The sequence below is a fragment of the Secundilactobacillus similis DSM 23365 = JCM 2765 genome, from assembly GCF_001311075.1.
In the GTDB taxonomy this organism is placed as follows: Bacteria; Bacillota; Bacilli; order Lactobacillales; family Lactobacillaceae; genus Secundilactobacillus; species Secundilactobacillus similis.
Window position 1 is genome coordinate 1 of sequence record NZ_BBAD01000066.1, and the last position, 19,074, is coordinate 19,074.

The 19,074-nt window shown below is 45.7% G+C and carries 17 protein-coding genes and 4 pseudogenes; 2 read left to right on the forward strand and 19 right to left on the reverse strand.

Annotated features, from left to right (window positions below; all coding sequences use genetic code 11):
* Positions 1-402 precede the first annotated feature (402 nt).
* Complete coding sequence (locus JCM2765_RS12545) at positions 403-789, reverse strand: CvfD/Ygs/GSP13 family RNA-binding post-transcriptional regulator (protein ID WP_054737035.1); 387 nt, start codon at positions 787-789, stop codon at positions 403-405.
* 156 nt (positions 790-945) lie between these two features.
* A complete protein-coding gene (locus tag JCM2765_RS12550) occupies positions 946-1,530 on the reverse strand; it encodes a peptidylprolyl isomerase (RefSeq protein WP_054737036.1) in 585 nt (194 codons plus the stop codon).
* Positions 1,531-1,750: 220 nt separating this feature from the next.
* On the opposite strand from JCM2765_RS12550, the gene JCM2765_RS12555 reads away from it, so the two are divergent.
* Positions 1,751-2,395 (forward strand): VTT domain-containing protein, encoded by a 645-nt coding sequence (locus tag JCM2765_RS12555; RefSeq protein WP_054737037.1) that lies wholly within the window; start codon positions 1,751-1,753, stop codon positions 2,393-2,395.
* Between the two features lie 69 nt (positions 2,396-2,464).
* Here the strand turns inward: JCM2765_RS12555 and JCM2765_RS12560 are convergent, their stop codons facing one another.
* The 17 genes and pseudogenes from JCM2765_RS12560 to ccpA form a co-directional block, all read right to left on the reverse strand.
* On the reverse strand, positions 2,465-3,094 hold the full coding sequence (locus JCM2765_RS12560) for a TIGR01906 family membrane protein (RefSeq protein ID WP_162231418.1): 630 nt from the start codon (positions 3,092-3,094) through the stop codon (positions 2,465-2,467).
* A 21-nt stretch (positions 3,095-3,115) separates the two neighbouring features.
* Positions 3,116-3,901, reverse strand: a complete 786-nt coding sequence (locus tag JCM2765_RS12565; protein ID WP_054737050.1) for a TIGR01457 family HAD-type hydrolase — start codon at positions 3,899-3,901, stop codon at positions 3,116-3,118.
* Positions 3,902-3,907: 6 nt separating this feature from the next.
* Positions 3,908-4,663, reverse strand: a complete 756-nt coding sequence (locus JCM2765_RS12570; RefSeq protein ID WP_054737038.1) for a YutD family protein — start codon at positions 4,661-4,663, stop codon at positions 3,908-3,910.
* Between the two features lie 42 nt (positions 4,664-4,705).
* A pseudogene (locus JCM2765_RS12575) lies at positions 4,706-6,133 on the reverse strand (bifunctional metallophosphatase/5'-nucleotidase).
* 23 nt (positions 6,134-6,156) lie between these two features.
* Positions 6,157-6,768: a metallophosphoesterase family protein gene (locus JCM2765_RS12580; protein WP_054737039.1), complete on the reverse strand. Its 612-nt coding sequence runs from the start codon at positions 6,766-6,768 to the stop codon at positions 6,157-6,159.
* Positions 6,769-7,040: 272 nt separating this feature from the next.
* A pseudogene (locus JCM2765_RS12585) lies at positions 7,041-8,424 on the reverse strand (amino acid permease).
* Positions 8,425-8,833: 409 nt separating this feature from the next.
* Positions 8,834-10,023: pseudogene (locus JCM2765_RS12590) on the reverse strand (acetate/propionate family kinase).
* 21 nt (positions 10,024-10,044) lie between these two features.
* Complete coding sequence (locus JCM2765_RS12595; RefSeq protein ID WP_338056303.1) at positions 10,045-11,094, reverse strand: class I SAM-dependent methyltransferase; 1,050 nt, start codon at positions 11,092-11,094, stop codon at positions 10,045-10,047.
* Positions 11,095-11,149: 55 nt separating this feature from the next.
* Complete coding sequence (locus JCM2765_RS17470; protein ID WP_054737040.1) at positions 11,150-11,335, reverse strand: hypothetical protein; 186 nt, start codon at positions 11,333-11,335, stop codon at positions 11,150-11,152.
* 175 nt (positions 11,336-11,510) lie between these two features.
* A complete protein-coding gene (locus JCM2765_RS12605; protein ID WP_054737041.1) occupies positions 11,511-11,801 on the reverse strand; it encodes a type IV pilus modification PilV family protein in 291 nt (96 codons plus the stop codon).
* A complete protein-coding gene (locus JCM2765_RS12610) occupies positions 11,798-11,989 on the reverse strand; it encodes a hypothetical protein (RefSeq protein WP_054737042.1) in 192 nt (63 codons plus the stop codon). Before JCM2765_RS12610 ends, JCM2765_RS12605 begins: the two co-directional genes overlap by 4 nt.
* Positions 11,976-12,359: a hypothetical protein gene (locus JCM2765_RS12615; protein ID WP_054737043.1), complete on the reverse strand. Its 384-nt coding sequence runs from the start codon at positions 12,357-12,359 to the stop codon at positions 11,976-11,978. Before JCM2765_RS12615 ends, JCM2765_RS12610 begins: the two co-directional genes overlap by 14 nt.
* 25 nt (positions 12,360-12,384) lie before the next feature.
* A complete protein-coding gene (gene comGC, locus JCM2765_RS12620) occupies positions 12,385-12,690 on the reverse strand; it encodes a competence type IV pilus major pilin ComGC (RefSeq protein WP_054737044.1) in 306 nt (101 codons plus the stop codon).
* Positions 12,687-13,724, reverse strand: coding sequence for a type II secretion system F family protein (locus tag JCM2765_RS12625; RefSeq protein ID WP_225352094.1), 1,038 nt, complete (start codon positions 13,722-13,724; stop codon positions 12,687-12,689). The genes comGC and JCM2765_RS12625 overlap by 4 nt, the downstream gene beginning before the upstream one ends.
* Entirely contained in the window at positions 13,666-14,640 is a 975-nt protein-coding gene (gene comGA / locus JCM2765_RS12630; protein WP_054737046.1) for a competence type IV pilus ATPase ComGA, read from the reverse strand. The genes JCM2765_RS12625 and comGA overlap by 59 nt, the downstream gene beginning before the upstream one ends.
* 257 nt (positions 14,641-14,897) lie before the next feature.
* A pseudogene (locus JCM2765_RS12635) lies at positions 14,898-15,631 on the reverse strand (YebC/PmpR family DNA-binding transcriptional regulator).
* A gap of 621 nt (positions 15,632-16,252) precedes the next feature.
* Positions 16,253-17,254 (reverse strand): catabolite control protein A, encoded by a 1,002-nt coding sequence (gene ccpA / locus JCM2765_RS12640; RefSeq protein WP_054737047.1) that lies wholly within the window; start codon positions 17,252-17,254, stop codon positions 16,253-16,255.
* Positions 17,255-17,635: 381 nt separating this feature from the next.
* Here ccpA and JCM2765_RS12645 point away from each other — a divergent pair, with 381 nt between their 5' ends.
* Positions 17,636-18,733, forward strand: coding sequence for a M24 family metallopeptidase (locus JCM2765_RS12645; protein WP_054737048.1), 1,098 nt, complete (start codon positions 17,636-17,638; stop codon positions 18,731-18,733).
* Positions 18,734-19,074 lie beyond the last annotated feature (341 nt).

Below are 19,074 nucleotides of genomic sequence, written 5' to 3' on the forward strand. Positions count from 1 at the left end.
AAAGTGATATGCCCTGCACATTTGTGAAACAAAACTTTGTTCAGTTTTCAAAGGTCTACCAAGCCGATTCCTTTTGAATCAGCTCTTAAATTGTATCTCGTTGTCATTGGGCTGTCAACTATTAATTTGAAATCTTTATTTCAATCAATAACGACTGCCGTTCCGAAGCAACTTAATCAGTTTAACATTTACAACAGAAGATTGTCAACTCCTAATTTGAATCTTTATTCATAAAGTCCAAATTGAATTTTCTTTCAATCACATCTGCTATTGATTAACTCAACCTTTAACTTTTCGGAGGTTTTGTATAACTATCCGAGAAATTAATAATGTCTGCGTTAACAACATGTAAAATATTACCAGCAATTACCAGGATGGTCAAGCATTTTCTTAAAAAAGATTCTATTTCTGAACAAGTTCCTTCAAAGCCTCTTGCTCCCAGGCGTGACGGCGGCTTTGAATGGGGGCAAATCCTTCATGAACATTGCGACTTGTCCAGTAATGTTTATGCCGTCCCTCTTGTTGGGGTACCGTCATCGTTAAAGATGCTTTAGGTTCTTCCATGCAACGCAAGGATAAGGAGATCTTCCCTGTAAACTCATCGATATCCAGCACAACCACGTCGATTTCATCGCCGACTGTTAAATACTGGTGAATATCCTTAACAAACCCGTAATGACACTCCGAAATATGAATCAACCCCTGAACACCGTCGCCAAGGTCAACAAATGCCCCATACGGCTGAATGCCAGTAACCGTTCCGTGAACTTGATTTCCAATTCGTAGCACTTTTCATTCCTCCTAATGACTAATCATTTTTGTTTTACACTTAGGTTCTACTATAACGGATTTAATCGTCAGTTAACAGTAAAACGTCAGTCAACTTCATCATACAAAAAAATCTTGCTGACAATCGCTGTCAACAAGATCCGTTAATGGTTAACCTTAATCCGTAATTGTAACTGATTCGATCACAACGTCTTCAAGTGGTTTGTCAGACGCATCCGTCTTAACAGCCGCAATAGCATCTAAAACTGACATGCCTTCGGTGACTTGACCGAAAACGGTGTGACGGAAATCAAGCCATGGTGTCCCACCCTTTTGGTAAGCCGTCACAATTTCGTCAGGGAAATGTGCTGACTTCAATTGTTCCGTGATTTGAGCGGACATGTGCTGGTTTTGAACGATGAAGAACTGACTGCCATTAGTATTTGGACCAGCATTGGCCATTGAAAGGGCCCCACGCAAGTTATAAACCTCTTGGGAGAACTCATCCTCAAATGGTGACTGCCAAATGCTTTCACCGCCCATTCCAGTTCCAGTAGGGTCGCCGCCTTGAATCATAAAGTCACTGATCACACGGTGAAAAATCACTTCATCGTAGTAGTGCTTCTTAGCTAATGACACGAAGTTTTCAACGGCCTTGGGCGCTTGGTCTGGAAAGAGTTGTACTTTAATATCGCCCATTGATGTACTGATTGTTGCCTTAGGGCCGTTAACTTCTTCAAGATGTAACTGTGGATAATTCACTGTGATACCTCCAACATAGTAATTATATCTATTATCCATGATTTAAACTAAAAAGCAACTTATCGCGTTCCAAAATTCAGTGTACCACCCTAACCAAACCCTGTTTACCGCAATCAGTCATTTTCAATCTTTTTATTAAAATCGCCATTAAATTCCCCGTTTATCTGACATTATCTGGTACAATGGCCACATTACAGTAATTGAAAGGACACACCCTAATATGACTCAACTATTTGATTTCGTACTTCATATTGATCAACACATGGTCAATATCGTCAATACCTTTGGCGGCTGGACGTACGGTATCTTGTTCTTAATTATCTTCATCGAAACCGGTGCGGTGATCTTACCATTTCTCCCCGGTGATTCACTGCTGTTTGCCGCAGCTGCCTTGGCGGCCAACCCGACTTACCACCTCAACATCTGGTTATTCGTTGGTCTCTTCTTACTGGCAGCACTCCTCGGGGATTCAACTAACTTCATGATTGGTCGTCGAGTTGGCATCGCGTTAACAAAGCACGCCTTTTTCGGCCGGTTCATCAGCGAGGAACGGTTGAACGAGTCCAGGCGGTTCTTTGATCGTCACGGCGCAATTGCGATTTTTCTAGCCCGGTTCATGCCGATCATTCGAACTTTCGCACCCTTCGTTGCCGCAACGTCGCACTACCAGTACCGCTCATTCATTAAGTATAATGCAGCCGCTGGTGTCGCCTGGGTAGCACTTTGCTGCGCTGGCGGTTACTTCTTCGGTAATATTGGTTTCGTTAAGGAACATTTTTCATTAGTCGTTTTAGGGATTATCGTTGTGTCACTGATTCCTGCTTTTGTGGGTCTCTTTAAAAAGAACGGTCAAGTAAGCGAATAAGACATTCGTTTATGTCAATCAAAAAAGGTGATTGCCTTGTTGGCAGTCACCTTTTTGTGTGCACAAAAATCAAAGCCGGTTAAAACTTTCTTTTCCCGACCAAATTCCCCATATCATGACCAATTCAAATAATAAAAAGGCAAATATGAAGCATTGGGAGAAAAATGATTCCGGTAACACCAAAATAATGGGATCAAATTGCGGATTAAATAACCAATCTGAATTACGAAACAGTGTTTTATGAAAGGCGATAAAAAACTGATTAAAGTTAATGGCCATCATCATACCAGCCAATATTGGCACAACGGCAGCAACCTGAAAGGGCCGAATCAACCGCCATACTTGATTAGTCCGCCACAGTCGCCGTAAAAACCGCCACGCGGGCACAATCGTCACGATCAACACCGCATTATTAAGTAAAAAGAGGTTTTTGACGTCGCTAAAATGCTGACGACCACTCGGCGACGTCGGAAAATCCATCATGCTTAAATGGTGAATCCACGGTAATTGCAAATAACTCAACAACTGACCGTAGTTATCCATAATCCGCCCCGTTGAGATGCCAACTACTCGAGAAAGGTCACCTAGCACAACGTTCAGCCAGTACAGCCACATACTGTTGATCGTGATAAAAATCGCCAGTGACACGATTGCTAAAAACAACAACGTCCACTGGACACCCTGTTTCACCCGTATCATGTGTGTTGACGCCTCCCGTAGTTAGTGCTCGTCCAATGACCAATCGTCTAACGAGTCAATCTGATACGTTGGCTGTCGCTCTTCAGCCGCAACCTGCTGTTTCGTTGACAGGCCGGAATACACCAACAGTGTGTCCATGTCAAAATCAAGGCCCGCTCTAATATCGGTTTGGTAGTTATCGCCAACCATTAACACTTGTGCCTTTGATAGTCCCATCCGTTCAAGTGCCTTTTCCATAATGATTGATCCAGGTTTACCAATGTATTGCGGTCGTTGTTGCGTTGCATAGGCCACTAATTCGTTTAAAGCACCAGCGCTAGGCAACATGCCCTGTTCACTGGGAATGTTGGAGTCTGGATTGGTCCCAATAAACTTAGCGCCATTTCGAACGGCCAACGTTGCAGTCGCCAGTTTATGGTAGGTCACATCATGATCTAAACCAATCACGACGAAGTCCGGGTCCTGTTCTGTCAGGCGAAACCCCTGATCGATAAATGCTTGCATCAGACCGGTTTCACCAATCAGGTAAGCGCGGTTTTGTTCAGGCTTCGCGATGCCAGCAACGTAGTCTGCACTAGCCAAGCCTGCCGTATACACGTGACTTTCATCAACGTGAATATCATGGTTCTCAGCTAAGTTGTGCACCACATCCGCTGGTAACTTAGTCGTATTGTTTGTGACAAACATAAACTTTGTTTGCGTTGCTTGTAGTCGTTCGATAAAACGTTTGGCCGCCGGAATGCGTTTCTTACCCGCGTACACCGTTCCGTCTAAATCGATAAAGTACCCATCGTAATGTTTTGCCATGTTCAATTAATCCTCTTTTTCCCGAATGGTAAATTTACGGTGTTGACTATGCCCAACTGTCTTGACGGTTCCTTGCCGCTCGCCAACTGGTTTAGGCTTCACCGGTTTGATTTTTTCAACCACGTAGGCCTTTTGTTGACCGTTTGATGGTCGGCCGGACTGGTTATTTGGCCGCCGACGCCGCGATCGCTGTCGACTGTGACCATTGCCCTCTGAGGCATGCTGCTTGATGGTTGTTGATTGTTGGGAACGCTGACTAGTTGCATGTTGATTGGTCGTTGTCTGTCCCGTTGGTTTCGTTGCTCCTGATTGATTTCGAGTCGTTGGTTTGGCTTCTGATTGTGTCTCACGTTTTCGATTACTATTATTGCGCTGAGAGCGGCGCCGTGAGCGGTGTGGCTGAGCGTCATGGTCACTAGTTGACTCATGCCGACCGCCAGTTTCTCGTTGCCGTCGAGGACGCTTAGGCGTCGTTGCCCGGACGTCTTGATTATGCAAAACGAAGTACGGACACCCTAAGTTACAGTGTTCGTCTAAGTAGTCCTGTAGCGCACTAATTTTAAGTTCAGCGGGAACGTTGCGCTCGTCACTGTAAAAACCACGTAATCGCAGTTGACCAAAGCCCATATCCCCCACTAAATAATCGTATTTGGAATAAAACGTGTTAAACCGGTCGCTTAACATCATTCGGTCAAATGCATCTCGGTAATTAGTGAGTAATTCATAGGGATGTTCATTGATTTGATAGTGCGTCTCGTCCACTGAAACGATCACCCCACCGGGCGTCGCTGCTCACGAGTCTCATCAATGAGCGTCTGTAGTGCCTTTTTGTCCATGTTGCGATGTCGCCTCCTTCTTGATTGGGTATTGTTTGGCGAGATAGTCGCCGTAAACCGTCCTTAATAGCTTACCATATAAAATTTCGTTTTGACCAACAATTGAAATGGTTGGGAAAAACGGAATGAACAAGTAGTGATCCGGAACGGCAATCGTGTACGCCTTCATCGGTGACAATGGTTCGCCCCGAAACAGGACGGTCCCTTCGTGTTCGTTATAAGTGATACCTGAGTACGTTAAAGCGCCAAAATACTTGCCACGAAAGCCCATTCCCTTGATTGGGAACCGATTCAAGAACGGCCTGGTTTTTTCCATTTCCATGATCAAGCGCCAAAGATTGTCACCACTCAACGTGACGCGCATCACGTGCATGGCATGCGGTAACAACTGATGTAGTTCATTTTGCGTGACGATGCCAGCCGGTAGGTCGCACATAAACAACCCACCATTAACGATTGCGGCATCAGTGCCCGCATAGGCCTCCATTGCTGCCAATCCTTCACTGGCTAATCGGGAGTGCCCCTCCCAGTTTTTCTCCATCGCCACGGGTAACTGGGCCACGCGCTTTTTAGATAGTAGTCGCTCGCCGAGTTTTTGATAACCTTCAATTTCGGTTCGATCTGAAGTTGCCGCTTGCAGATTCGCCGTTTCAACTACGGACGCCTGCTTGGTCACAATGTGGTGATCTTCCAATTCAAGCTGAATCGTCCCAACATAGTAACCGTATTTGCCAGCCGCAGCTAACAACGTTTGGTTGACTAGTTCGCCGTGCACTAGTAAATGGTGGGTATGCGCACCAATCACCACGTCGACTTCTGGATAACGCTTGCCGATTTGTCGATCAACGTCAAGTCCTAAGTGTGAAAGCAACACCACCACATCATACTGCCCAGCATACTGTTTCAGTAGCCGTGGTAGCATCAGATTGACTGAGATCGGCTGCCAGCCCAACAACGTAGGTGAGTGTGTATGGTGCCGTTAAGCCCAACACGAGTACCCGAGTACCAGCAGCCGTCGTCATTAACTTAGCCGGCATCGCCACTTAGGCTGCGATTTCTTAGGTGAATTCAACAAGTTACCCAAGATCACATCAAAGTTCGCCTTGGTGTACAATCGGTTTAACTGACGCTTAGAATTGCCAAGCCCCTCATTATTGCCAATCGTTACCCCATCATAGTGAATTTGATTCATCAACTGAACGTTTTTTTGACCGTTTGTCGCTTCACTGAGCGGATGAACCCGATCCATCGCATCACCGATATCAAACGTATACACCGTATGGCCAGCCGCTTGATAACGCGCCCGTTCTTCTAACAAATACCGCCGAATCTTAGGCCAGTTTTCAAAGTGGGAATGAATATCATTGGTATGTAAGATGGTAATTTTCTCTGTCATGCCGTTATGCTACCTCCCAAACGTTAGTGTCGTTTCTGAAAATCGTCATACTTCCCCTGAACCATTTCCTCTACTTCGGCCATTGTAAATGGTGCGCCAAAGGCCGGTTTCGTCTTAAGATAATCAACTTCTGGGGTATCAACACCGACGTTAATGTTTTCTTTGACCCCCACCGCATAGTGGTGAATATGGCCGTGTAAGTTAATGATTTGCTTAACAATGCCCATCATCATGGGGTAGTGGGTTAAGTAATACTGACGGTGATTGACTTTGATAATCTTGCCCACGTCGTGAAACTCAAACTTGGGTTTGCCACCATATTCGTAATTGTGTTGCGCGAGGTATTTGAATAACGCCCGGTTATCATGGTTCCCCTTAATGAGGACTAAGTGACCGTTGAGCTGGTTTAAAACGTCCAAAATAGCCGCTTCAGCCGCGCGTTCCGGCCGGATAAAGTAGAGCGCGATATCGCCAAGATGATAAACCGTATCCTCAGGCGTCACCCGTTCATTCCAGTGGTCAATAATGGTTTGATTCATTTCATCTACCGACGCAAAGGGGCGCGGCGCAAACTTGGAATCACCCAAAAGGTCCTTATGAAAAAAATGCGTATCCGATGTAAAAAATTGTTGCACGCTAATCCCTTCTTTTTCAAAAGCTACTGTCTCTAGTGTACCATGTTCCGTTCAATGCTTGTTCGACAGATTCACGTTACCTTTCAGTCTACCCGATTTAGGCCAATCAATAAAATAAAACGTGCTGTGTCGAACAGTCATCGTCAAAATACGGTGAGGCCATCTTCTGGCACTCACCGTATTTTTGATTTGTTATCAAATGACTGAATATCAGTCACCGTACTAAGTTAATTTTATAAAGTCAGCTTCAATCAAAGCAATATCCTCAGGCCCTAATCTTGAATCGAGGCCACAACCGCTCGATCCTTGATCGTTTTGAATAACCAGAGCCCCAAGAGCCATAGCACTGAACCAATCAACGCGACTAACGTTTCAAACCGGAACAGTAACACAACGCCGACCATGCCTAGAAAGGCTAGGACGAAGTAGTCCGAATATGGCGCAAACGGCATCTTGAAGTCGCCGGCTGGTTTACCTTCAGCTTTCATGACCCGCCGGTACTTTAAATGAGCGAGCACGATCGAGCCCCAGATAAACAGGAAACAAGTGGTGGCGATACTTGAAATCAGGGTGAAGACCTTTCCCGGAATAAACATGTTCAAAACCACTACCACTGCGATAATCGCTGCAGAAAGCAATAGCGCATTGACCGGTACTTGCGCCTTAGATAACTTACCCAAGCGCTTTGACGTCCGTGATTTACCACCGTAAGTCAATGAAAACAACATCCGACCGGTCGTAAACAAGGAACTATTACATGCCGAAGCAGCTGCCGTTAAAACCACAAAATTGATGATGGCTGCAGCAGACTTGATGCCAATCGCTGAAAAGACTTGAACAAACGGACTTTCATCAGGCGAAATAAAGTGCCATGGGTAGATGCACATGAGAGCCAGTAACGACCCGAGGTAAAACAAGATAACCCGCATCGGAATTTCGTTGATGGCCTTGGGAATAATATGCGTTGGGTCGTTCGTTTCAGAAGCTGTCATCCCAACCATTTCGATCCCAATAAACCCAAACAACACCATTTGAAATGAGAGCAAGAACCCTTTGCGCCGTGAGCAAAGAATTTGCCGGCAAACAAGTTGCCCACCGAGGCATGGCCAACCGGTGTCTTAAACTGAATCACGACCAGAACAACCCCAATCACGATCAGTGCCACAATGGCGACAATTTTAACAATTGCAAACCAAAATTCAGTTTCACCAAACGCTTTGACTGTCACCGAGTTGATGACTAACAGGATCAATAAAATGACTAACCCAGTCACCCACTGTGGTAACCCGGGGAACCAAAATTTCATATACAACCCAGCGGCCGTTAAATCAGCCATCGCAATGGTTAACCAGCAGACCCAATACGTCCAACCGGCGATGAAGCCCCAACGTTCACCCAAGTACCGTTCAATAAAGTCGATGTACGAATGGGCTTTTAAATCAGATAATAGTAATTCCCCTAATGCCCGCATGAGTAAAAAGCAGGCAATTCCAGCAATCAGGTACGCGAGCACAATTGATGGCCCTGCTGAATGAATCGATTCGCCGGCGCCCAAGAAGAGCCCGGTCCAATGGTGCCACCTAGTGCGATCAATTGCACGTGCCGGTTTTTTAACCCCCGTGAGAACTGATCCGTTGATGCTTCGTTATTTTCCATGCCGCTTCACTCCTTCATGGGCCATATTATACACGGCATATTCCCCGATTCTGGCAAATAAGCCTCCGTCCATCGAATTAAACGCTAACCACCGGTCCAAAACGGCGTCAAACCGCTTAATGTTGAATTCGTGACAATTACTCACGCAAAGATGAAAAAAATGCAATTAACGATGTAAGTGTGCGGAGCGAGGCGGTCAGAAGGCGGCGTGGTTAACAAGTTTCTGCAACTTCAGGAAATCTAAAATAACAGTTGAGCGGCGCCGAATATCATAGCCTCAATGAACGACCTTCACCACAACTTTGACGAGCAAACAACAAAAAAAGCAACCACCCGATCAAATAGCTTCGATCAAAGCAGTTGCTTTCTAATCAACCATCAACAAGTGATGATCTTAATGATGATTGAATTACTTCGTCAACCGTTCAACGTCACGAACGATCATTAACTCTTCATCCGTAGGGATCAACAGGGTCTTAACCGTTGCATCGTCAGTTGATAAGTCGCGTTCAACGCCACGAATGTGGTTCTTTTCTGGATCAACAGCGATCCCGAAATAACTTAACTTATCGGCAATTTCTTGACGAATTGGAATATCATTTTCACCAACACCGGCTGTGAAGACGATGGCATCGATACCACCAAGTTCTGCCACGTATTGGCCAATGTAACGAACGATCCGGTTGATGTACATATCACGTGCTAAGTGGGCCTTTTCGTTCTTATCTTGAACCTTTTCTAGGTCACGCATGTCAGCAGAGGTTTCAGATACCCCAATCAACCCAGACTTCTTGTTCAAGATGTTGATCATTTCGTTAGGATCCTTGATGTTCAGTTTTTCCATCAAGTAAGTTACTAAGGAAACATCAATATCACCAGAACGGGTTGCCATCATGATCCCGGCAAGTGGCGTGAAGCCATTGAGGTATCAAATGACTTACCGTTCTTAACTGCCGTGATTGAAGCACCGGCACCAATGTGCAAAGTGATCAACTTCAAGTCTTCTAGTGGCTTGCCAAGCATTGCAGCGGCCCGGCCAGCAACATAACGGTGGCTCGTTCCGTGGGCCCCATACTTACGAGCACCGAACTTTTCGTAGTATTCGTAAGGAATGGCGTACATGTAGTTCACTTTTGGCATTGATGTGTGGAATGACGTGTCAAACACGGCTACGTTAGGCACATCAGGTAAGATGTTCTTGAATGCCCGGATGCCCATTGCTTCAGCTGGGTTATGCAGTGGTGCATATTCAGCTAAGTCTTCGATCTTTTGAAGCACGTCATCGTCAACTAAGACAGAATCCGTAAAGAATTCACCACCGGCAACGACCCGGTGACCGATTCCAGTGATTTCCTTGTAGTCCTTAATGATATCAAGGGCTAACAATTGATCCAACATCAAGTGGATTGCTTGTTCATGTGTATCAACGTCTTGAACGTTCTCGTACTTTTGACCATCGCCGTACTTGATCGTCACGATTGAATCTTTGAGACCGATCCGTTCGATAACCCCGCTTGTGATGACATCTTCTGAAGGAACTTCGAAAAGCTTAAACTTTAAAGTGGAGCTTCCTGCGTTAACGGCAAGTGTTTTTCCCATGAAATTAATTCTCCTTTTGTTTTATTTCAGCAAATCATTTAATTCCCAATCAACCATTTCCGCAATAAACTTCGAGAACGCGGTTTGATCCTTAAACGATGGGAATTCACCAATCATGACCTTTTTGGCCTGTTTAGCATGTTCCCCATGACGTTGAAGTAACAAAATCGATTTCTCCGCTGATTGCGCCGTAAATAGGTCTTTTGGCAGTGCCAAAAAGCTTTGTAGATAAGCACTTTCCTGTAACCAACCCAATAACGATTTCGCTTCTGGTGATGAAAATAGTTGGCTTGGGACTAGGAAAATGCCAAAGCCACCTGGTTTTACCGCTTGCATTGCTTGTTCAAGCAGCAAGTGGTGAACGTAGGAGTGACCTGACTCAGACCTGGTCTTAAACGACGTTACCTTATCATCCAATGGATAGTAGCCAATTGGCAGATCCGAAACGACCAAGTCAACTGCCGGGACTAAAAGATCGCCAAGCGCATCTTGGTGTTGCAGCTCAACCGGCACCCGTTGCAGTGTCGTGTTAATGTCAGCAACTGACAACATTGAATCATCGTTATCAATACCAATTGCCGAAACCGTTGCGGGTGTTTCATCCGTCAACTGATTAAGAATCGTCGTTAACAAATTAGCGGTCCCAACGGCCGGATCAAGAATCGTCAGTTGGGATTGATGCTCAACCAACCGGATGATGAGATAACCCATCACCATGCCAATCGTATCCGGGGTCATCTGATGATTGCCCTGAATCTTGTCTTCTTGGATCGCCTTCAACATTGAAAGCTGGACTGCTTGTCGCGCGACCTCTTTAGGTAACGTTGCAACGTCCACCTGCGCGTAAAGCGCTTGTAACTTTTGAATGGTATCTGCATCCGGTACATCGTCTTCAACCTGCACATTACCAGCAATCAGGTTATCCCCTGATTCGATAAAGGCGTCTAAATACGATGTGTCCAGCGCAGTCTTCAAAAGCCCACTTGATTGATCAAGTACGTTAAACAGCGCTTCTGTTTCTTTTAAAGCCAGTGTTGTCGACCTCCTCGTGATTAAGGATTGTATATCCACAGAATCTATCTTACAAATTTTCACCAAGTTATTCAAGCTACTTAGCTTAATTTTGTCACTTCTTTGTTTTAGATTGTGAAGAGTCAACCACCGACGTCACGCGTTTTGAATAGTTTTCGATCAAATCATCAAACGCTTGACGTTGCTGGCGATAGGCTTGAAGTTGAAATAATAGCAGGGTTGTTAACACGCCTAAAAAAACGAGTGCCAAAATTGTCATAAAGCCATTTTGAGCTTTCAATTATTTTTTCTCACCCTTCTCTTGATCAAGCCCCACTGGGACGCTCGTCAACGCCGAAAATTTTTGACCTTTCATCATGGTTAACTCGAGATATAATCGATTTTTTTTGGTGGCCCACGTCACATCTTTGACTTCTCGAATCAGGGCAGGTACCCACCATATGGCGTGGTCAACATCAGTTCATGCGATGCTTTCGTTTCAACCGTCCGTCGATGTCGCAATAAAACGGCCGTTTAGTGACCCGAGGCGATTTCAGTATCAGTTGATACCGATCCATTTTAGTCACCCGAAACCGGTACTCTGGCGACTCAAGCTCACCCAACAATTGATACCAAGCTAACTGTTCATCAAATTCTCGTTGCCGCTGGTTCATCACGATCGATGTTCCGAGTTGAATGGTTAACAATCCCACAGCAATGACCGCAATCGCGATAATGGTTTCAATTAAACTAAAGCCCTGCTTCACGAATTTTTCTCCCGTAATTGAGTCTCATACCGCTGTCGAAGTTGTAACACGCGTTCTTCTCGTTGTACCAGTTGTCGGTTCATGACCAGTTGCGCTTCCGCAAACGTGATCACACCTAAACAAATGAGCGTCAACCCCACGACTGAATCACTTAAAATAAAACCGCGTTTCCGTTCACTTCGCTTCAACTTGATAGACCCCCCATCCCATTTGAATCACGATTTCATATTCTTGCTGGGTTGCAGTGGAGTATAACGAAACCCGCTGTGGCGAAAAGTTACCACTTTTCTTTGGTGCTATTTCTTGTTCTTTCAAAATTCGCAACGTTTTGGGCAACACTAATACCTGATGCCACTGTGCCCCATCAAACACGACTCCTTTTTCCGGTTCAAACCGAATAATCGTGTTATTATGATGCGTCTGTCCATCAGATTGAACGTGTCGCCAATTGGCCTGAAACGTTCGCCAAAAAGCAGCTTCGCTTCGTGGCGTCTGACGCGTTGTCTGGCGAGCCGTCGTTAGCACCACTAACACCCCACTCAAAATGGTCAACGTCATTATCGACTCCAAAAGTGTTAACCCCCTACGAGTCAACTTTGACCTGTGTCCCATCAATTCGAATCCCCTCCCGCTTCGCCATCTTGACCTGCTTTTCTGTTAGGTACCCAGCGCGTTGCAATTCCGCAAATGAAGTTGACCGATCATCTGTTGCATCCAAATAGGATTCCAACTGCGTTTGAACAACGGTTACCATTGCCCCCGTGTGCACCGTATTGGCGTGCTTTTTTTGTTGTGCCAAATTGGGAACAATGATGAGTACCAGTAAACTGACGATTACTAGGACTATCGACATTTCTAATAAAGTGAAACCGCGCTTTACTCGTTTCATCCTAATCCTCCAATCATGTGATACATCGGTAAAAATAGACTGACGTAAGTGCCTAAAATCATCCCGGCAATCACTAGAAACGCAATCGGTTGAATCCACGCCATTAAACGTTCTAATTGCGCCATCAACCGCTGATAATAGAGCTCCGTTAACGCCGTTAATTCCTGGGCCATTGTTGCTTTGGTTTGACCAGCCGCAAGAATGATTTGTAATTCCGCTGGCATGAATCGATAACGCATCAACGCCGTCATTAGTGGTTCACCGGCCGCTAATTGCGTTGCTAGTTTAGTGCTGAGTTGATGCAATAAAGTCGTTTTTTTAGCTCGCTGCAACGTCCGCAAAATTTCCTGCATTTCAAGCCCACTGCTAATCAAAATCGTGTACGCAGCTAAAAAGTAATAGCCGTAGTAGGTTCGCATCACGCCACCGATAATGGGGAGTCGGGATAGCTGCTCAACCCGTTGTAAAATGGGTTGCTGTTTAAGCTGCAATACACTCACGAAACCAATTAGACCAATCACAATGCCACCAATCCCCCACCAAAGCCAGTGGTGCGTACTTTGTGATGTTCCCGCCAAATCTTGAACTTGCGGAAAAACAATTAATTGCAGTCCCGTGATGATCACAACGAGTAACATCAGTAACATGGCTGGATACCGGAGCAAACGGCGAATCTTTTGCTGTCGTTGGTCTGCTGTGGCTAATAGGCGGCTGATTTGACCTAAACTCTGGCTGAGTTGTCCATGTTCTTCAGCTAATTGGAGTTGTAAACAGATCTGGTCATCAATATAGGGTTCAAATGCCTGACTGACGGTGACGCCTAATCTTAATTGGCTGTTGATATGCCGTAGATCCTGAAGTTGACGTTTAAAAATCAACTCGGAAAAACTTAAGGCATGTCGAATCGAGAACCCCACCGTCAAGAGTTCACTCACTAATTGAAATACTGAGGCCTGAAAAACTACCGGCCACGGCTTAACCCGCTTCGAAGTGGGTGACGGTTTGGGCTGTAAGGAGTCCGCGTTGTTGTGCATCGTCAAGGTGTCGCCTCCATTCCGTTGTCATTTGTCGATTGCCAAACCAATCGGTTGCGACTGGGCCGGCTTGAAGATCCAATAAGGCAGCGATTTGATCGGTGGTAGTTGGCAGCAACCGTTGATAGGCAACGCCAGTGATTGCCTGCTGTAAAGCAGCCATGTCAACACCAAGTTGCGCCAGTCGAGTCACCACACCGTATACATTACGGGCGTGAACGGTACTGAGAACCAAGTGCCCGCTTAACGCTGCTTCCACACAAGCTTGAGCGGTTGTTCGATCTCGAATCTCGCCGACGATCAAAATGTCAGGACGATGCCTCAGCGCAACCTTAATCAACGCTTCATAGGTCATTTCTGCTGAATCGTTCACCTGCAACTGTAAAAAGTCGGCTTCAATAATTTCAACCGGATCTTCAATGGTTAACACCGAACCATGCTGACGCAACGTCTTGGCTAATTGATAAATCGTCGTTGTTTTGCCAGATCCCGTTGGTCCCGCAAACAAAATCAGTCCTCGTAAACGACACCATTGTTCAAGCGTTTCAAACTGATCCGGCACCAAAAACCGTGGTTGACTAACTGCGAGTGGCTGTAACAGCCGAATCACTAATGATTCGCGGTGCAAAAAGTCCCCAACACTGGAGAGCCGTAAGTGAATCCGTTGCTCGTTAATTGTCACCGTCAACGCGCCCATTTGTGGTCGCCTAGTTTCAGTGATTGCCATGTTGGCGCGATACTTAAGATGGGCAATTAATTGCTGACCCGTCGCATAGGGAACCGTCTGAATTTTAGTCATACCCAACGCCTGATGCTCGTAAATCGCGTACTGTTCTGCATCCGGCAATAGGTATAAATCGGAGCTTCCTGCTTGCACAGCGCCCGTCAATAGTTGCTGACCAAGTGCTTCAATCATCTCTATTCACCTCCATGCCACTTAATTACGCACTGACGACAGGCGTTGTTTTTTATTCATGGACAATTTGGTCTACCCCATTATTTTGGCCAGAATTTAATTTCAATTTGTCCGGATGATTTATTGGATTGCGCCTGATATGGCAAATCAAAAAGGGATTAAAATCACGGTACACCGCGACTTTAATCCCTTTTGATGACATGTTTAGTTTAGAAAATAAAAAAGCCGCTCGATTAGGAGCGACTTTTCGTCAATACTTATTCAGCGGTTTCAGGTAACGTTGCTGCTTCGTAAACGTCCGAAACATCATCGTTGCCTTCAAGTTCGTCAATTAAGCCTTGGTATTGTGAAATCTTATCTTCTGGTACTTCAGTCGTGTTCTCTGGGAACATCCGAACTTCAGCCGTATCCAAATTGTACTTTTCTTGTAATGCATCACGCACTGCAGTCAAGCTCGATGGATCTGAGAAGATTTCAAATTGATCGTCACTGGTCTTCATATCATCAGCACCAGCATCCAATGCATCCATTAAAACCGTATCTTCGTCGGCATCTAAGCCGTCACGTAAAATAACGACGTAGCCCTTACGATCGAACATGTAAGAAACGGAACCCGCAGCACCCAATGCACCACCATGGTGCGTGAAAGCTGAACGAACTGCAGCCGCAGTCCGGTTCTTGTTATCGGTCAAAGCGGCAACCATGACAGCTGTCCCACCAGGGCCGTAACCTTCATAGGTAATTTCTTCGAACTTAGCGCCACCGACACCTGATGCTTTGTCGATTGCACGTTGCACGTTGTCCTTAGGCATGTTTGCTGCCCGGGCTTTGTCCATGACCAAGCGAAGTTGAGGGTTGTTAGCTGGATCAGGATCACCTGCTTTAGCGGCTTGATACAAATCACGTGAGATTTTTGGAAAATTTTTCCACGCTTAGCATCTTGGGCGTTTTTACGGCCTTGGATGTTATGCCATTTTGAATGTCCTGACATGTCACGACTCCTCTTTTCTAATTAATAATTTCGTTTTTACAGACTACATTATAATATCACGGGTGTCACTCTAATTCAAGCTGTTCCGGTGAGGTTGTGCAGAATCTCGCATTCTGAATTCTTAGTGGACCAACGCTACAATAAATAAGGCGATTACCGCAAGGATTTGAACGAAATCGAATAGAAAATGGGTGAGGACGCTTTACCAAATGTTTCGCAGAAGTAATGGCTCGATCATGCCCAACTGCCAGACCCATTACAATCGCCGTCACAACGCGTCTGATGCCAAACGAAAAAGACTAATTTAATGTCGTGTCCCGATAAGGACGACAATCACAGGCATAACAAACCACCCATTAGCTAGCAGTTTGTGCAAATATCTCTCGACCGATACTTGTAAGCATTCCCGGTTTATACTAAACCAACTGTCCTAAACTAATGCTTCCGTTAGTACCATTCACCAGTTTGTGTCCAGATTGCCCGCGACGGACGACCACCCGAACAAGTGCACCGCGATGTTGCTAACGACCGCCATGATTGTCAATAAGCCGATGGCTGGCATCAGTCCACAAAAAAAGTCAGCACTCCCCCATGGTAGCCTGACCTTCCAAGTTGACACTATTAATTCGTCGAATCGCGTTTCATTAAGCCGTATGGCAACAGAATCGTCTTTTCATCGACTTGTTCATTGTTCATTAATTTGGTTAACAGTCGCATTGCAACCGCCCCGATATCGTACAGTGGTTGGGTGATCGATGACATCTTAGGTCGTACCATTTCAGTGAGCTTAGTGTCGTTGCTCGTAATGATTTCAAAATCATTCGGCACGCTCAAACCAGCATCAGAGACCCCGTTCATCACACCAGCAGCCAATTCGTCGTCACCAACGATTGCGGCCGTTGCCCCAACTGATTGTAAGGCTGGTTGCAATAATTGCCCTGCTTTGTAAGTGTAATCCGTTTCAAAGACGAGTTTATCATCGTAACGGATGCCAGCCTTCTTCAAGGCTTGTTTGTAGCCCTTCAGCCGGTAATCACGGTTAATTGGGTGTTCCAAGCTTCCAGAAACAAATGCCACCCGTTGGTTACCACGATCAATCAAGTTCTTAACGGCTTCTTCGACCGCTGCCACATAGTCAATATTGACACTTGGCATCTGACCCTTTTCGTCGACGCAGCCAGCTAAAACGATTGGCGTCTTCGCCCGGTCAAATTCCTTGCGAAGTTCTTCGCTGACGTCGTTTCCCATAAAGACAATGCCATCGACTTGCTTTGCCATCAAGGTGTTGAGCACTTGAACTTCCTTACGGCCATTTTCATCCGAATTGGTCAGGATAATGTTATATTTGTACATCATTGCAATATCATCGATTCCTCGTGCTAATGATGAGAAATAAATGTTGGTGACGTCTGGGATGATTACCCCAACCGTGGTGGTCTTCTTACTTGCTAACCCTCTTGCCACGGCGTTTGGACGATAATCTAGTCGTTCAATTACGTCTAACACTTTTTTACGGGTGGCAGGTTTAACGTTTGGGTTGCCATTCACTACTCGCGATACGGTCGCCATTGAAACGTCTGCTTCACGGGCGACATCATAGATTGTTACTGTCTGTTTTTCCATTGCGATAGCCCTTTCTTTATTGATTTAATTCGTTTTCACTGATTTTCAACAACTTGATAAATATATCAGATAAGTTTTCAGAAATCAATTTGAAAACGTTTTCATCTTGATGATACTCTAATCAACTTCAATTTTCAAGACGCCCAGTGGTATAGTTTCGCTAAGCCTTAAAAATCACAGGATAGCCGTTATATCAAGCCTCTTGATTATCGCTCACTTTTGAGCGTTCCGGCTTTTCCAGTGACTTTATCGATCGTAACTTTTTTTAGTTATCATGACCTTTCAATGTTAAAACGCATCTCGGTTTCATCCTCGTTTATGACACGAAGGAAATCAAGCGACTGTGCTATAATTGAAGCATCTTACAGTGAGGTGATTATAGTGTCAAAATTACAACAGGTTCAGGAATGGACCGCGCAACAACACGCTGACTTTGCTTACATCAGTGATCCAAGAACGATTCAGTACTTAACCGGCTTTTATAGCGATCCAATCGAACGCGTTCTAGCGCTCATTGTATTTCCCGACCAAGAGCCATTTATGTTTGCACCGGCCTTAGAAGTCGAAGCAATCAAGGAAACCGGCTTTACTTATCCGGTCTATGGGTACTTAGATCATGAAAATCCTTGGAAGATGATTGCGACTAACGCCCTTAGCCGCGTCAACCAACCAAAGTCAATCGCCTTAGAAAAGGGCCAATTAGCCGTTGACCGCCTTGAAAACCTTCAAACGGTCTTCCCTACTGCTAAATTTGACCTCGACATCACCGACTTCATTAACAGTTTACGAGTGATCAAAACCCCAGACGAAATCGAAAAACTTCGCATTGCCGGTAAATGGGCCGACTTCGCCTTTGAAAAGGGCTTTGCCGCTGTTAAAGCTGGCCGGACCGAACAACAAGTCGTTGCCGAATTGCAGTACGCCTTAATGAAGGAAGGCATCATGCAAATGAGTTTCGACACCTTAGTACAAGCCGGCGCCCACGCTGCTGAACCACACGGTGCCACTAACGCCACTAAGTTCAAAGAAAACGAACTCGTTCTGTTTGACCTCGGGACTGTCTGGGATGGTTACATTTCAGACGCTTCTCGGACCGTTGCGTTAGGCAAGCCAACTGACAAGCAACTCGACATCTATAACGTTTGTCTTGAAGCGCAGTTAACTGCTCAAGATGCTGCTAAACCCGGCATCACCGCAGCCGAACTTGACCAAGTTGCCCGCGACATCATTGACAAGGCTGGTTACGGCGAATACTTCATCCACCGTCTCGGCCACGGCATGGGCATGAGTGAACACGAATTCCCATCCATCATGGCTGGCAACGATATGGTTCTCAAGCCCGGCATGTGCTTCTCAATTGAACCCGGCATCTACATCCCTGGTGTTGCTGGCGTTCGAATCGAAGACTGTGTCGCTATCACTGAAACGGGTTGCGAACCATTTACGCATACTTCAAAAGACTTAACTTACGTTGGTTAATCGGTACTTTATGTATTAATGAACGTTAAAAGCCAGTACAACTATGATTAGTTGTGCTGGCTTTTTCTTACGTTTATGTCCAGCGTAAGCATGTTTAGTTTGTGAAGTTCAGCGATTCTGGTTTTGGATAGTGGAAGGATGCCGCGGGAGGCTCCGGCGCTATGCGAGGCTGGAACGCAGTGGCCAGATAGGCTTCGAAGCTTCGCTGGGTCGCGGGCTACGAGCTAGGAACGGAAGAAGACCACTTCCATGCCGGATCTCTCCGGACCCGCGTATGACTAGGGCACTCGCACCCCGAACCCCGCGGGCACGACTGCCCAAGTCATACCGACACTGCTGAG